Source organism: Mucilaginibacter sabulilitoris, from assembly GCF_034262375.1.
Taxonomy (GTDB): Bacteria; Bacteroidota; Bacteroidia; order Sphingobacteriales; family Sphingobacteriaceae; genus Mucilaginibacter; species Mucilaginibacter sabulilitoris.
The window spans coordinates 5,391,065-5,407,124 of the sequence record NZ_CP139558.1 but is presented as its reverse complement, the minus strand read 5'-3'; the positions used below and the strand labels follow the sequence as shown (position 1 = coordinate 5,407,124).

The 16,060-nt window shown below is 41.8% G+C and carries 13 protein-coding genes and 1 pseudogene; 10 read left to right on the top strand and 4 right to left on the bottom strand.

The annotated features are described in order from the left end of the window. Window positions 1–46 precede the first annotated feature (46 nt). The 10 genes and pseudogenes from SNE25_RS23200 (at window position 47) to trxB (ending at window position 11,858) form a co-directional block, all read left to right on the top strand. Window positions 47–1,870, top strand: a complete 1,824-nt coding sequence (locus tag SNE25_RS23200; RefSeq protein ID WP_321561395.1) for a glycoside hydrolase family 35 protein — start codon at window positions 47–49, stop codon at window positions 1,868–1,870. An 11-nt stretch (window positions 1,871–1,881) separates the two neighbouring features. Next, a complete protein-coding gene (locus tag SNE25_RS23195) occupies window positions 1,882–3,156 on the top strand; it encodes a glycoside hydrolase family 43 protein (protein WP_321561394.1) in 1,275 nt (424 codons plus the stop codon). 202 nt (window positions 3,157–3,358) lie between these two features. After that, window positions 3,359–4,354 (top strand): annotated as a pseudogene (locus tag SNE25_RS31950) (tetratricopeptide repeat protein); the annotation flags it as partial. A 447-nt stretch (window positions 4,355–4,801) separates the two neighbouring features. Beyond that, on the top strand, window positions 4,802–5,431 hold the full coding sequence (locus SNE25_RS31945) for a sensor histidine kinase (RefSeq protein WP_407667053.1): 630 nt from the start codon (window positions 4,802–4,804) through the stop codon (window positions 5,429–5,431). Further along, window positions 5,424–6,164: a LytR/AlgR family response regulator transcription factor gene (locus SNE25_RS23185; protein ID WP_321561392.1), complete on the top strand. Its 741-nt coding sequence runs from the start codon at window positions 5,424–5,426 to the stop codon at window positions 6,162–6,164. The genes SNE25_RS31945 and SNE25_RS23185 overlap by 8 nt, the downstream gene beginning before the upstream one ends. A 138-nt stretch (window positions 6,165–6,302) precedes the next feature. Continuing rightward, a complete protein-coding gene (locus tag SNE25_RS23180; protein WP_321561391.1) occupies window positions 6,303–7,478 on the top strand; it encodes a redoxin family protein in 1,176 nt (391 codons plus the stop codon). Window positions 7,479–7,516: 38 nt separating this feature from the next. Beyond that, on the top strand, window positions 7,517–8,428 hold the full coding sequence (locus SNE25_RS23175; protein WP_321561390.1) for a sugar phosphate isomerase/epimerase family protein: 912 nt from the start codon (window positions 7,517–7,519) through the stop codon (window positions 8,426–8,428). A gap of 4 nt (window positions 8,429–8,432) precedes the next feature. Further along, window positions 8,433–8,882, top strand: a complete 450-nt coding sequence (locus SNE25_RS23170) for a protein-disulfide reductase DsbD domain-containing protein (protein WP_321561389.1) — start codon at window positions 8,433–8,435, stop codon at window positions 8,880–8,882. 5 nt (window positions 8,883–8,887) lie between these two features. Beyond that, window positions 8,888–10,864, top strand: a complete 1,977-nt coding sequence (locus SNE25_RS23165; RefSeq protein ID WP_321561388.1) for a protein-disulfide reductase DsbD family protein — start codon at window positions 8,888–8,890, stop codon at window positions 10,862–10,864. Continuing rightward, window positions 10,848–11,858: a thioredoxin-disulfide reductase gene (trxB, locus tag SNE25_RS23160; protein WP_321561387.1), complete on the top strand. Its 1,011-nt coding sequence runs from the start codon at window positions 10,848–10,850 to the stop codon at window positions 11,856–11,858. The genes SNE25_RS23165 and trxB overlap by 17 nt, the downstream gene beginning before the upstream one ends. On the opposite strand, the gene SNE25_RS23155 is transcribed toward trxB, so the two are convergent. Genes SNE25_RS23155 through SNE25_RS23140 form a run of 4 tightly spaced genes read right to left on the bottom strand, consistent with a single transcriptional unit; the run spans window position 11,848 to window position 16,054 of the window. Continuing rightward, the gene (locus SNE25_RS23155) at window positions 11,848–13,665 is read right to left on the bottom strand and encodes a carbamoyltransferase family protein (protein WP_321561386.1); all 1,818 of its coding nucleotides are present in this window, start codon (window positions 13,663–13,665) and stop codon (window positions 11,848–11,850) included. The genes trxB and SNE25_RS23155 overlap by 11 nt on opposite strands. Further along, complete coding sequence (locus tag SNE25_RS23150; RefSeq protein WP_321561385.1) at window positions 13,637–13,786, bottom strand: DUF5989 family protein; 150 nt, start codon at window positions 13,784–13,786, stop codon at window positions 13,637–13,639. Before SNE25_RS23150 ends, SNE25_RS23155 begins: the two co-directional genes overlap by 29 nt. A gap of 23 nt (window positions 13,787–13,809) precedes the next feature. Beyond that, window positions 13,810–14,193 (bottom strand): SxtJ family membrane protein, encoded by a 384-nt coding sequence (locus SNE25_RS23145; protein WP_321561384.1) that lies wholly within the window; start codon window positions 14,191–14,193, stop codon window positions 13,810–13,812. A 10-nt stretch (window positions 14,194–14,203) separates the two neighbouring features. Continuing rightward, window positions 14,204–16,054 (bottom strand): GDSL-type esterase/lipase family protein, encoded by a 1,851-nt coding sequence (locus SNE25_RS23140; protein WP_321561383.1) that lies wholly within the window; start codon window positions 16,052–16,054, stop codon window positions 14,204–14,206. Window positions 16,055–16,060 lie beyond the last annotated feature (6 nt).

The following is a 16,060-nucleotide window of genomic DNA, read 5'->3' as shown; positions in this document are numbered from 1 at the left end:
TAGCAATGAACCAATTATTTATTAAATAACACTTTATATATTTTTAATGAGATCATTCAATCTTTTTTTGTTAACGGCCATCTTGTTGGCTGGCAGCTTGGTCAAAGCTCAACCTAAACATCAATTTAGCTTAGGAGATAAAGACTTTCTTTTAGATGGGAAACCTTTCCAGATGATCTCCGGTGAGCTACATTATCCCCGCATACCAAGAGAAGCATGGCGTGACAGAATGAAAATGGCAAAAGCTATGGGGCTTAACACCATAGGCACGTATGTTTTTTGGAACCTGCATGAGCCTCAGAAAGGGCAATTTGATTTTTCAGGTAACAATGATATTGTTGAGTTTATCAAAATAGCCCAGCAGGAGGGTTTATGGGTAATTTTGCGCCCAAGCCCTTACGTATGTGCCGAGTGGGAGTTTGGCGGTTACCCGTACTGGTTAGAGAATGAAGAGGGGGTAATTGTCAGAAGTAAGAATGCTCAATATTTAAGGGAATACGAAAATTACATTAAAGAACTGGGAAAAAGATTATCCGTGTACCAAATAAATCATGGCGGTAACATCCTGATGGTTCAAATTGAAAATGAGTATGGATCATACGGCGCTGATAAGGAATACCTTGCGATTAATCAAAAAATGTTTAAAGATGCCGGATTTGACGGCCTGTTATATACGTGCGACCCTGCGGCTGATTTGGTAAAAGGACATTTACCTGGTTTGTTGCCGGCAGTTAACGGTTTAGATAACCCGGCTAAGGTAAAAGAACTCATCAATCAAAACCACGAAGGCAAAGGGCCTTACTACATTGCTGAATGGTATCCGGCATGGTTTGACTGGTGGGGGACAAAACACCATACTGTGCCGGCAGATCAATATACCGGTAAATTAGATTCTGTGCTTGCAGCCGGAATTTCTATAAATATGTACATGTTTCATGGCGGAACAACCAGGGGATTTATGAACGGTGCTAATTATAATGATCAAGCTCCGTTTGAACCGCAAATCAGCAGTTACGATTATGATGCCCCTCTTGACGAAGCAGGAAACCCGACATCGAAATTTGAGGCCTTTAGAAATGTAATTCAAAAACATCTATCCGCCGGTATTAATTTGCCCGCTGTTCCTCCGGCCAAGCCGACCATTTCAATACCCAAAATTGAGCTTGAAAATGTGGCTGACCTTAACGAATTGAAGCTTAAAGGCAGGAGTAGTCAAAGCCCGCTAACCTTTGAGGACATGAAACTCGATTACGGCTTTATGTTATATCGCACAAAAGTTGAAGGAGGAAAATCAGGTATACTAAAGGTAAAAGACCTTAGAGACTTCGCTGTAGTGATAATTAATGGGCAAACGGTTGGAAAGCTCGATCGTCGTACAGGATTGGATAGTATTAACGTCAATTTGCCCGATGGAAATGTAACATTGGATATTTTGGTAGAAAATCTGGGGCGCATCAATTTTGGTAAATATTTGTTACAGAATAAAAAGGGAATAGTGGGTAAGGTGTTTTTTCAAAATAATGAAGTAACGGGCTGGCAAAACTTTCCGTTGCCGTTAAAAACTGTGGGCAATTACAAACCTAAACCCAGCTTGTCTAATTTAAACACACCGGTCATGAAGAAAGGGACTTTTTCTTTGGCTTCATTAGGAGATACTTATCTGAATATGACCGATTGGGGTAAAGGAGTGGTTTGGATTAACGGCCATAACTTAGGCAGATATTGGCAAATCGGCCCACAGCAAACATTATATGTGCCTCGTGAATGGTTGCATATCGGAAAAAATGAAATTTTAGTTTTTGAAGTGCTTAAACCAGAGAACAAAGAACTGTCGGCAGTGAGCAAACCGATTTTAGATCAGTTGCAATAACCTACGATATTATGATTTTTTATTTTGATATGAAATACACAAGAATTGCGATAAATATTGCCTTAATAATTTTTTTCTCGTTCAATTGTCAATTAACAGTTTCAGCGCAAAAACACAATCGGGGTCTTGAATCAGACTACCAAGGTTACCTGTTTGCATATTTTACCGGAAATCAAAAAAGTGAGGAGGCCATCCGATTCGCAATCAGCACGGATGGATACCATTATTTTGCATTAAATCATAACGAACCGGTTGTAAATAGTTCAGTTATTAGTGAAACCGGCGGTGTTCGGGATCCCCATATACTGCGATGCGCCGACGGGAAAACATTTTATATGGTTGCAACAGATATGGTTTCTGATAAGGGATGGAATTCTAACCGTGGATTGGTGCTACTTAAATCAAAAGATTTGATTCATTGGTCTTCCTCATATATTAATTTTCAAAAACGTTTTCCGAATCAGGATAGTCTTTTGCGCGTGTGGGCGCCACAAACCATCTACGATGATGTTGTTAAAAAATATATGGTTTACTTTTCTTTAAAACAGGGCAGTAATCCCGATAAGATCTATTATATATATGCCAATAAAGAGTTTACAGATTTTGAAGGTGAGCCTAAGCAGTTATTCTTTAGTCCAGACAGCGCCGCTTGTATAGATGGCGATATAGAGAAGAAAGATGATACTTATTATTTGTTCTTTAAAACAGAAGATAGGATGCCGGGAATTAAAATTGCCGTTTCCAAAAGCTTAACCGGTGGTTATTCGCTTCAAAGTGATAAATATGTTCAACAAACTACAAAGCCGGTTGAAGGGGCGGGCACATTTAAATTGAACGATGGCACCGGGTTTATCCTGATGTATGATATGTACACCAGTGGCCTTTACCAATTTACAAAATCAACTGATCTTAAAAATTTTAAGGTAATAGATGAAGAAGTATCTATGAATTTTAAGCCGCGACACGGTACAGTTATGCCGGTTACCTTAAGTGAAAGTAAAAAGCTTATTAGTCGCTACATGACTGCGGATGCTGTTCTTCAAACTGTTAAGGGGAAGGGATTAGCCGGTAATCAATTAGTAATTGATACGGTTAAAAAGACGGTTTATATGCCGTTAACGCCAGGTTTAAACCCCAAGCTTTTTAAACCTCAATTTGTTAGTTTACCTGGCGTATCTGTAACGCCATGTAAAAAGGTGGATTTTTCTAAAGGCGTTGTGCCATATCACATTACAATTGTTGGGCATAAGTCGGTAATTTATAAATTATCGACAAACTCATTATAGAGTGGACAATTGTTAATTTAAAATCAGTTTGTCATTGTCCTATCAACGGCAAATTGATTTATCTTATAAAGCCTGTCAAATTTTGATTTCTTTGCCATATTTAAGAAACAACCAATTGTCATATCCACATCTGGGCGAACTAATTAACTAAATCTATTTTCTTTACTTTGGACACCCAAATCTTCGCTAACTTTAATGCTTAATGCAACGAGTTATATGGTTTTCTGTAGTCAGTCCGGTTGCCTTTCTTTTGGTAATGGTCATTGCTTTGACTTGCTGTGCCCAATCAAACCCACCGGTAAATGGTACATCCACTGCGGTGCAAAAACTGCGAGACTCCATTGACGCGAACAATAAATCTGTTCAACATTTGATAGACCTCAGGCAATATACCGAGGCACGGGAACTCGCTATCTTAACAGTAAAAAGGGCGAGAGGCATAAATTATATAAACGGCGAAGGCAACGCTCATCTTAACCTTAGTTCTATTTATTATGCCAAAAGGCGCTTTTCTGAATCAGAACTTGAAGGGAAGCAAGCGCTCGCGCTCTTTAGCAATGGAAGTGGGCGGGCCTGGGCGCTCATACGTTGGGGGCAGGCCATATGGGCACGAAGCGATTTTCACGGTGCAGTAACGGCATTTGGAAAAGCCCAGGGTATTTTCACAGCAATGCGTGATTCGTCGGGCATCGGAGCTTCTTCCAGTCTGTTGGCGCTCGCTGAAGAAGAGCGTGGGAATTATGATAAGTCATTCCAATATGCTATCGAGGCGTTAAATTTTCACGCGGAAGAGGCGAATGTAGCCCTTGGTCAACTTTATGCAGATGTAGGAGATTATGAAACCGCCCTGGATTTCTACGGGCGTATAAAAGATAGCAGCTTAAAAATTCAGAATTATCTTAAAGTAGGGGAGGTCTACTCCCTGAAAGATGACTTTGAACACGCTAAGTATTATTATCAATCTTACTTAAGCACATTAAATAAAACCGACAAATATGATTTTTCCAAACCCTATACACTTTTGGGCGAAATGTATGTGTCGATGGGGAAATATGATACTGCGCTTTATTATTTGAATACAGCGCTTACCGGTTTCAAACAGGTAAATGATAACAATTGGGTGATGCGCACATTGCTCGAACTGGGTAAAACCTATAATACGTTGCACAGACCCAAGCAGGCATCTGTCTATCTTAAGGAACTTTTGAGCAGCGCTTCGCAGAGCGGTGCAAGGCAATATGTTTTGGAAGCAAATTATCTATTGTACCAAATTGAAGAAAGCCGTGGAAACTATAAAAGTGCATATGCGCATTTGAAAGAATATACAAGCCTGAATAAGGTCATCGGCATAACCCAATCGGCCAGGAAACTTGCCTTTTTTAAAGCATCCGCGCAGCTTGCCCAGGCAAAACTTAAAATAGATCTGCTCAACCGGGATAAGCAATTGCAAGTTGAGGAATTAAAAAGCGTGTCGCAACAACGCATGTTTATGCTTATCGGGGTACTGGGTCTGTGTTTAATTTTCGGCGTTTTAATAAGAAACGCTTATTTGAAAAGAAAAAATGCAGATCATCTAAGACAGTTAACCCAAAATGAATTACAGATAGAGAAATTAGAGAATACCAAAAAATTAGCCGAACTGGAAATGCAAATGCTGAGAACACAGATGAACCCGCATTTTATTTTCAACTCCCTCAACTCGATCAACCGTTTCATACTGCAAAATAATAAAACTGATGCCGCGGAATATCTGACTAAATTTTCTCGCCTGGTTCGGATGATATTACAAAATTCGCAAAACACTATAATTACCCTTGAAGACGAACTAAACGCGCTGAGGCTTTATCTTGAACTGGAAATGCTTAGGTTCGACAATCGTTTTTCTTATAACCTTACAATTGAAAATGATGTAGATATTTCGATGATAAAGGTACCGCCGCTTATTATACAACCATTCGTCGAGAATGCGATATGGCATGGATTGATGCCAAAGGAAACGCCCGGCCTTGTGGAAATTGTAATTACCGAAGCGGATAATATGCTAATAACGAAAGTAAGCGATGACGGGGTCGGTCGTGCTCAGGCCGTGCCGGAAGAGAACAACCATGTAAAAAACCATCGGTCTTACGGAATTGATTTGACAACCCAGCGCATTAAAATCATGTACAATGAAACGCCATCCAAAGCTCCCGTCACGATCAATGATTTGACCGATACAGAAGGGAATCCGGCAGGGACTGAAGTTATTTTAATTTTACCTATCTGCTATGATTAAAACCATTATTATCGACGACGAGCAACATTGCATTGATACGCTCAGCATACAGTTACAGGAATATTGTCCTGACATCAAGCTGACCGGGACATTCAGATCTGGAAAGGCGGGCCTGGATGCCATTGAAACACTAAAACCAGACCTGATTTTTACCGACATCGAAATGCCTCAAATGAACGGTTTCCAAATGCTGGAAAAGGTCAAAAATATCAATTTTTCTGTCATCTTCACTACCAGTTTTGACCAGTATGCCATTAGGGCCATTAAATTCAGTGCATTGGACTATTTGCTCAAACCTGTCGATCCAAAGGAATTGATCGCATCTGTTCATAAGGTGAAACTACAGGTTAACAGGCCACCGGCCGCACAGTTTGACCTCCTTTTTAAACGTTTTCAGCACAATCCTAATTCATTTAATAAAATCGCTATCCCCACTTCACACGGATTTGAGTTAATTGCCGTTGCGGAGATTATTTATTGTGAGGCGGACGATAATTACACACTTTTGTTCCTTAAAGACAAGAGAAAAATAACCGCTACCCGAACCTTTAAAGAGGTTGAAGAACAGTTGAATGAATTTTCTCATTTTGAGCGCGTGCATCACTCCTTTATGGTAAATATGAACGAAATCAATCGTTATGTCCGCGGCGAGGGTGGGTATCTTGTGATGAGCGATGGGTCCGTTGTTAATGTTTCCCGCAGCCGGAAGGATGGATTGTTAAAACGATTTTGATTAGTTTTCGCCAACTACCCCCTTAATCACGTCAACTACCATTTCCAACTGTCAACTACTCACCGGCGCTTCCTTATCAACTGCTCACCCGCTAATTTGGTTGCATAATCATTTTATTAACCTTAAAAATAAGTCGTTATGCAACTAAACTACTTCCGGGCCACGGGCTTCGGCAGGATTATTTTGATGATGGCCTTCGTTTGCCTTTCAATCGGGATAGCATCAGCTCAATTAAATAGTCACCCTGCACTGGCAATTGGCTCAGCGGCCCCCGACTTTTCATTGCAGGGTGTTGACGGTAAAACCTATACCCTTAAAAGCTTTGTAAAAAGTAAATTCCTGGTTGTTATTTTCACCTGCAACCATTGCCCAACCGCACAGGCTTATGAGGATACGATTAAGAAACTGGTTACGGATTACACACCTAAAAATGTAGCGTTCGTTGCCATCTCGCCCAACGATGCCGGGTCCATCCGGTTAGATGAAATGGGTTATACCGACCTTGGTGACAGCTTTGATGAAATGAAGACCAGGTCGAAGGAGAAAAACTTTAATTTTCCTTACCTATTTGACGGTGCCACTTCAAGTGCTTCTATACTTTATGGCCCCCAGGCCACTCCGCACGTATTTATTTTTGACCAGCAAAGAAAATTGCGGTATACAGGCCGTATTGACGATGCCTTCGGCGTACCTGGCGCAGCAAAATCTTTTGATACAAAAAATACCTTAAATAACCTGCTGGCAAATCAGCCGGTTAAAGTTGAAAAGACCAAGACATTCGGATGCTCGATCAAATGGCCCTCAAAGCATGATCTTGTTGCCGCAGAAGCTGCAAAATGGAAAGAGGAGAAGGTAGTTCTGGAGAAAATTGGAGTTGACAGCCTGAAAGCACTGTTAGCGAATGATACAAAAAATTATAGGCTGGTAAATGTTTGGGCAACCTGGTGCGGTCCTTGTGTAACTGAGTTCCCTGATTTTGTTACAATAAACAGGATGTACAGGCTCCGCAATTTTGAAACAATCTCCATCAGTATGGATGAGTTAGGTCGTACGCCGGCAGCATTAAGCTTCCTGGAAAATAAACAGGCAAGTTTTAAGAATTATATCGCAGACGGCAACAAAGATCAGATCATAGATGCAATTAATAAAGATTGGCAAGGCGCCTTGCCTTATACAGCATTGATTGCACCGGGCGGAAAAGTGATCTACAGTACACAAGGCGCTATTGACCCTTATGAAATGAAGAAGTTGATTGCAAATTCTTTAGGACGTGTTTTTGATATTCCTGAACAATATAAGGCCCAGTTAAAATAGAGTTTTTTCGATTAAAAACATTCTAACAACACATTCAAATGCAAAACAGACGACAATTCATCATAACGGGCTTAACCGGCTCACTTGCACTTGCCATGACCGGTTTTCGCCTTCCCGGAGGCACCGCTAACACCCTCCCCGCTCCCGGAGTACAATTGTTCACCTTTTTCAATGTCATAGATAACAATGTTGCCGGCACAATGCATAAGGTAGCCGAAACTGGGGTTAAGAATATTGAATCTGCATTCAGCAAAAAAGGGGATTACTATGGGATGCCAGCCAAAGAATTTACCGGGTTATTGAAAAGCTTGAGAATGTCCTGGAGATCGCACCATGTCTTTGGGGCGCCTTTTAAAATGCCGGCAGGGGCAAAAGACGCGGACGGCAAGCCAATGACCATTCCTCCGATGAAGAACCTCAAGGATAATCTGAATGAGATCCTGGAGGATGCTTCGGCAGGCGGTTTACAATATCTTGTGGCTGCTCATTTACCCATAGGCACGAAGGATGAAATCAAATTTTCACTCGATATTTTAAATCAGTCTGCCCCGGCTTGTAAAAAGGCAGGTATACAATTGGTCTATCATAATGAGCCTGCCGACTTTAAGATAGTTGACGGTCAAATACCCTACGAGGTTTTTCTAACACAAACCGATCCGGACGCACTGAAGTTTGAACTGGACATCGCCTGGGCAATTAAGGCTGGGCAGGACCCTTTGCAATTGTTCAGCAGATACCCTGGGCGGTTCCCCTTGTGGCACATTAAAGACCTGAGCAAAGACTATACAACGGTGCTGCCTGTTGGCGACGGCGTGCTGGATAACCGAAAATATTTTGAATCTGCTCAGAAAGCCGGGTTACAATACTATTTTATTGAACATGAAGCCGCAGCAGAACCATTTCCAAGCATAGGTAAAAGTATCAGGACAATCAATTCCTATAAAAGCTAATACAATGAAAAAGCTATTATCAATCATCCTCACGTTGGCTGTTTGGCTGCCATTGCATGCGCAAAACAAGCCGGTTAGCTGGAACTTCAGTTACAAAAAAGTTTCTGCTTACACCTATAATGTCTTTTTGTCTGCCACAGTTTCAGAACCCTGGCATATTTATTCCGAAACCACCCCGGCAGGTGGCCCTGTCCCAACCAAAATAACATTTAGCGGAAATCCGCTTCTGAAAATGAACGGCCAGATAAACGAGCAAGGCGAGCTCAAAGTAGTTCACGACAAAAACTTTGGAGTGGATGTCAAATATTTTAAAGGGGACGTAAGCTTTGTACAAACCATCAAGGTGATTTCAAAAGCCAAAACAAGTTTGCACGGCACTATTGAATACATGGTTTGCAACGACAAAAAGTGCCTCCCGCCTGAAACAATACCATTCGACATTGCCATAAATTAAAAAGGATGAAAAAGATCATTGTCAAACTTGCTATAATATTGGCGGCAATTGTAACGGCTTCATTTACAGGTCAGACGCAGCCAGTGTTAAAATGGGGGTTTTCCTGCAAAAAAACAGGCCCTTCAGCCTACAACATAAAGGCGATGGCAACATTGCCCAATGGATGGTATGTTTATGGCATAAACAATAACGTAGAAGGGCTTACTCCGCCAGCTTTTAAATTTCAATATGAAAAGGTGCATATCGAATCTGGTCCAACTTTTGGCTCTTTTGCTGCAGCGCTGAAAGACCCGCTGTTTGAAGGTAAGTCAACAAACATTTATAAAGGAAACATTTCTATCTCAGTGCAAGTGGCAGTTGACGGCATTGTTCCTCCCGACTTTAAAGGCACGCTAACCATTTTCGCCAGTAATGGTAAGGAATTCTATCCTATGGATGTTGATTTTCAAATCCCTGTAGCCGGGGTTGCACGCTCCAATGCCGATCAGCCCCAAATAAGGATAGCGTCGATCGATCTGCAAAGCCCGATTTCCGGCTGTGGCGGTTATACAATGGAGAAAAAAAGCCTGCTGGCTATTTTTCTTTTGGGATTTGCCGGGGGGCTGATCGCATTGCTGACGCCTTGCGTTTTCCCGATAGTACCGCTAACGGTGTCATTTTTTACCAAAGCTTCGCCTAACAGGAAGGTTGCTATAAAGAATGGGATGGTCTTCGGGCTTTTTATTTTCCTGATATATATTTTGATGAGTGTCCCGTTTCATATCCTGGGAAACGTGAACCCTGAGATTTTCAATACCATTTCCACAAATGCGTGGCTTAACCTGGCGTTCTTCACCATATTTATCTTTTTCGCCCTATCTTTCTTCGGTTTTTTCGAGATCACATTGCCGAGTAGCGTTGTCAATAAAACAGATGAAAAGAGCAGCATTACCAATTTAGGCGGTATCTTTTTCATGTCGCTTACCTTAGCTGTGGTATCATTTTCCTGCACCGGGCCAATCCTGGGATCGCTGCTTGTGGGCTCATTGAGTGGAGGCGCGTGGCCGCTTACTGCCGGCCTTGCAGGCTTCGGTATCGCGTTGGCATTGCCATTTACTGTATTTGCCATTTTTCCCGGTATGCTCAAATCGCTGCCAAAATCAGGCGGCTGGCTGGATACTGTCAAGAAAGTACTGGCATTTATCGAAGTCGCCTTAGCGCTGAAATTTTTGTCGAATGCTGATCTGGTGATGCACTGGGGCGTACTAAAGCGCGAGGTATTCCTGATTACGTGGATAGTTATTGCGCTTGGTCTGGCAATGTACTCGTTCGGCATTTTAAGATTGCCCCATGATTATAAAGGACAAAAGAGCAGTATAGGCCGCAAGGTCATAGGCATTATTGCGCTGGTATTCGCGGCTTATTTAATTCCGGGCGCTTTGCCTGGTGATAAGACCAATATGCAGTTACTCAGCGGATTTCCGCCGCCACTTACCTACAGCATCTATAACAAAAGTGTCGGTGACAACAGCAGACTGGAGGCGAACGTGATCAATGACTACGAAAAGGCATTGAAACTGTCCGATTCCCTGCATAAGCCGCTGTTAATAGACTTTACAGGATGGGCTTGTGTCAATTGCCGGAAAATGGAGGAAAATGTCTGGAGCCAGTCTGCTGTGAACACCTACATCAAGGAGAATTATATTCTCGTATCCCTTTACGTCGATGACCGGGCAAAATTGCCCGTGCTCGAGCGCTTTACTTTCGAGACTAAGGATAAAAACAAGAAAGATATACTGACCTACGGCGACAGGTGGGCTACCTTTGAGGCAGAAAATTTCGGCCAGGTTTCCCAGCCCTTGTATGCCATAGTGGATAATAAGCAAAGACTTGTCAACAATCCCATCGGCTATACTCCAAGTGTACACGAATATCTGAACTGGCTTAAATGCGGAAAAACTACTTTCAACGGAACCTTAGCAAACAATGAAGATGGAAAATAACTACATAGAACATGTGACATGCCTGATCATAGGTTCAGGTCCGGCGGGATATACTGCAGCCATTTATGCCTCCCGTGCAGATCTAAAGCCTGTGTTATACACGGGCTTGGTTGCCGGAGGACAATTGACTCAAACTACCGAAGTTGAAAACTATCCAGGCTATCCGGATGGAATTACAGGGCCAGCCATGATGGAGAATTTTGAGAAACAGGCAGCCCGCCTGGGTACGGATATTCGGTTTGGTTATGTGACATCAGTCGACTTTTCCAGCCTTCCGCATAAAGTTATAATAGACGACAGTCAAATCATCACGGCTGATACGATAATTATTTCTACGGGCGCTTCAGCCAAATGGCTTGGACTGGAATCAGAACAAAAATACAACGGTTTTGGTGTTTCAGCCTGTGCTGTTTGCGATGGGTTCTTTTTTCGCGGGCACGAGGTTGCTATCGTGGGGGCGGGGGATACCGCCGTTGAAGAGGCCACCTACCTTGCTAAACTTTGTAAAAAGGTATATATGCTGGTGCGTCGTGATGAGTTTCGTGCTTCAAAGGCCATGATACATCGGGTTCAAAATACCCACAATATCGAGGTGCTCTACAATACGGAAACCAAAGAGATCATTGGTGACGGACAGGTGGTGACCGGTGTAAGCATATTTAATAATAAAACCGCTGAGGAAAGAACACTAAATGTGACCGGATTTTTCGTCGCTATTGGCCATCATCCTAATACCGAAATATTCAATGCCTGGATCAATATGGACGAGAATGGATATATCATTACTCAGCCCGGATCAAGCAAAACAAACATCGAAGGCATTTTTGCTTGTGGCGATGCACAGGACCATGTTTACCGGCAAGCGGTGACAGCGGCGGGTACCGGTTGTATGGCGGCTATTGATGCTGAAAGATATCTAAGCAGAAAACTAATTGCGGAGCCGACAGAAGTGGCTGTTTTTATTGACAGTCTTAAGGTTTTACCTATTTCCTGATAAGAAAACTTCCAATTACCAAAATGTCCATGTTTGTATGTAAGAAGCAAGTTAACGCCTCGGTCACTGTATTGACAATGGGTTCATCCATCCGGTTGAAAGACGTATTGATCACTAACGGGCATCCGGTAAGATTAAAAAAAGCAGTTATCAAGTTGTAGAAATCAGGGTGGTTTTCACTGTGGACTGTCTGAACTCTTGCGGAATAATCTACATGAGTCACAGCCGGGATATTTGATCGTACTTGGTTTAACCGATCAAATCCGCACAACGCATTTTCTTCATTATTAAGCGGTAATCTTACCCCTTTGGCGATATCAGCAACCAGTAACATATATGGACTATTGCCGACTTTTTCGAAATAGAAAGAAGCATGTTCTTCTAAAATAGCTGGGGCGAAAGGTCGAAAAGATTCTCTGAATTTTATTTTTTGATTAAGAATGGCTTGCATGTGAGGATTCCTTGGGTCAGCGAGTATACTTCTTGAACCAAGCGCCCTCGGGCCGAATTCCATTCTGCCCCTGAAATAGCCAACGACTTTGCCCCGGGCAATCTCATCTGCAACAGCGCTGTAATAGTTGTCTTTGGTTAGTTCTTCAAAAACAGTTTCTTGCTTTAACAGCTCAGTTTTTATCTCGTAATCTTCAAAAGATGGCCCAAGTAAGGCATTTTGCATTTTGTCCGAGGGGAATGTACTCTTCCGTGAGCTTTCTAAATAATCATGGTATACTGTATATGCGGCTCCCAATGCTCCCCCGGCGTCACCGGCAGCAGGCTGAACCCAGATATCTTTGAATCCGGATTGTTGAAGTACCTTACTATTAGCCACACAATTTAGCGCAACCCCTCCAGCAAGGCAAAGGTTTTCAAGGCGAAATTCCAGATAGAGGGCACGTGTTATTTTTAACATGATCTGCTCTGTTGCGGTTTGTATAGAACTGGCGATATCCATATGGAACTGCGTAATTTGATCGGTTGGCTTACGGCGCGGGGCGCCAAAAAGCTTTTCTAAAGCAGCCCCCGTCATAGTAAGCCCGGTACAGTAAGTGAAATACTTCAAGTTTAACCGGAATGACCCGTCTGGTTTTAAGTCTATCAACTCTTCGAAAATAAGTTCAGCGAAGATAGGTTTACCATAAGGAGCTAATCCCATAACCTTATATTCATCACAATTCACCTTAAAGCCCAGGTAATAGGTAAATGAAGAATATAACAGCCCGATAGAATGCGGGAATTTGATTTCCTTGTGAAATTTTATTTTATTGCCGTTGCCCGTTGATACGGAAGTAGTTATCCATTCGCCAACCCCATCTAATGTCAATATCACCGCGCTTTCAAAGGGTGAGGGATAGAATACGGAAGCCGCGTGGGAAAGGTGGTGCGTACTAAATAATAAATTGAGGCTTGAAGAATTCCACGATTCATCGATGCTTTTCAGGCCTTGTAGTATAGTCTTTTTTAAAAAAAGCTTTTTCTTTAACCAAACCGGCATCGATTTGATGAATGAAAAGAAACCTTTAGGCGCAAAGGCAAGATAGGTTTCCACTAACCGTTCAAATTTCAAAAATGACTTTTCATAAAAAACGATATGATCAATCTCATTTAGCCCGATATTACCGGCCTGCAGGCAATAACGGATAGCACATGCCGGGAAGCCCTCATCGTTTTTTATTCGGCTAAACCGCTCTTCCTGTGCGGCTGCGACGATTTGATCATCTTTCAAAAGACAGGCGGCACTATCATGAAAGAATGCTGAAATCCCAAGAATATACATGCGCTTAGAATAAAGTGTAGATAAATGGCGCAAGTGCCGAAGCCTGGGCCAATACCAATAAAAACCCCAGTAAAAACAAAATCACAAATAAAGGTATTAGCCAGTAGCGCTTACGTGATTTAAGGAACAGTAAAAATTCAAAGATTATTTCCATTTTATGAAAGTTTTAAGATCAAGCTAAAATTGTCGCCTGAATGAATCTTTTTCCGGTTGTTCTGAAGCCTGCCAGTAACTTAGGCTTTCCTTTTGCCATTTCGTTTCAATCCCCTTTTTTTTAAGCAGACTGATCAGAAGGCCAATCGGAGTTAAGAGAATAAAAAACACAATCGACAATATGATTATAGAATTTAGATATCCCAGAATTTTACCCACTTTATCCCAGAATATCCGAATGGGATTTAGCAGATCTGGAAATAACCATGCAGCTAAAAGCAATGTCAGTCCTATTACATCAAGTAATAACAGGTGGTTGTGCTTGGAGATTGTTAAATATATACTGAATGCTACGCAGCCTATTCCGAGTATCAGTCCGAATTTTTTATTGGGTGAGTATTTCTTCATCAAGTCATGATTAATAAGTTGTTCCATACTTTCGAGCTACGTCTTCAACTGCTATTATATGATAGTCTAATCCGATCTTATTCATTAATTCCGGATTGCCGGGTGATGATTTAAGTTTACTTTTCAAGTCCGTAATATTCTTGACTATTGACTTCATACCGGGTAAATTAACATCCTGTGGACGTAGTCTTAATGCCTGCTCAACGTATGGTAGTGATTTTTCCGGCTGATCTGTTTTTAAATACATCAGGTACATATTTTGTACGTTTTCGAATGATTGTTCCTGGTCATAGGCCATCTTAAAATAAAACTCGGCATCATTAAAATTGTTAAGATCGAAGTTCAGCCTTGCTGCATAAATTTTATAGGTTATATTTTGGGGCGACTCCAGTAAGACGGCTTCAACCGCCTTCAACGCTGTTTTCTTATCATTTGACCGCATACTACACCTGAACAATTGATCCATAGCACCAGCCCAACTGATCCGGTTGACGGATAGAGAACCTGCCAATTGCTCTTCCGTGGTATTCCCCCGTTTAAAACTGGCGGGAATAGGGTCATTAAAAGGCCAACCTGATTTTAACATCATAATTGTATATACACCATATAGCGAATCAACACGGGTTACTGGCATCTTAAGTATAAGTTCCTGAAATGACATTTGTCTTTGTGCATATCCTTTAATCAGGTTTGCCTTTTCTATACTTTGATAAAAAGCATCAGAAAGCAGCGCGTACCCATAAAGATTGGGGTGTACATGTTCCAAAAGAGTTTCATATCCCAATATCTGGTGTGGTGAGTGCTGTTCAAATGTCTTTTTTGCATCTACGATATGTACATTTTTATACTTTATGGCAAAAGATTCGATGATGTCGTTTATTGCTTCCGGTGCCCTGAAGCGGAGCATGTCCAATTCCTTAGCTTTAACAAACTGTTGTCTGGCTAACCGGTAATTACCGGAAGCATATAAGATATTTGCCTTTTTATAATTATCGGCGGCGTTAGCTGATCTGAGGCTGCTGATGAAGGGAGCCTGGTCTTTTTCATTGCTCACCAGTGTGCTCAAAAAAACCGGGATGGCTTGATGTTGTAATAACCCGCAAAGCTCATCCATATTTGTTTTAAACTGGTTGATCCCACTGTAATATTCTGTTGAGCCATACCTGATTTCCTGACTTGCCGCCATTCGTTTCATCAAATTTTCTCTTTTGTCAATAGATGGGGTTTGATTGTTTTTGATGTGTCGGTAAATATTTTCAATTAACTGGACCGTCCGGAAATGCCGCAAACCGATAACCAGCTTAACTACCATTCGGTTATTGGCAATATGGCTGGTTGAACAGGTACCCAAAGCTCCATAATATTCATTATGCCCGGTATAGATCAGGACGCCATCCGGCTGATAATCCAGGATCTGCTTACCAAAATCCAGAACGGTATAAGAATTAATGGCTGTTAATGAAACATTGATAATTTCAAAATGAATACCGGGGTAATTATGCATAAGCCGGTATTGCAGCCAGCGGTGAAAAGAGCCATTGTGACCGTAAGGATATCCAGCAGTAGTAGATTCGCCCAGAACAAATAACCTTACAGTGTTTGCGGCCTTTTTTACTTTAAAAATCTCAATGTTTCCCCTTGTCGCATTGGCGGTATCAGAAAAATAGGGTTCTGAAGCGTACTTGTTGATCACCCAATAAGATGGATCGTCCGGGTAACGTATGAAAAGATTTGTATCATGCCCATATCCAACCAGGCGCAAAACACATTCAAATATGATCATCAGTACAATTGGTGTGAGCATAGCCAATCCCTTAAACCATCTTATTTTCTTTTTCGACAGGTGTAACTCTTTTGCCATGGCATC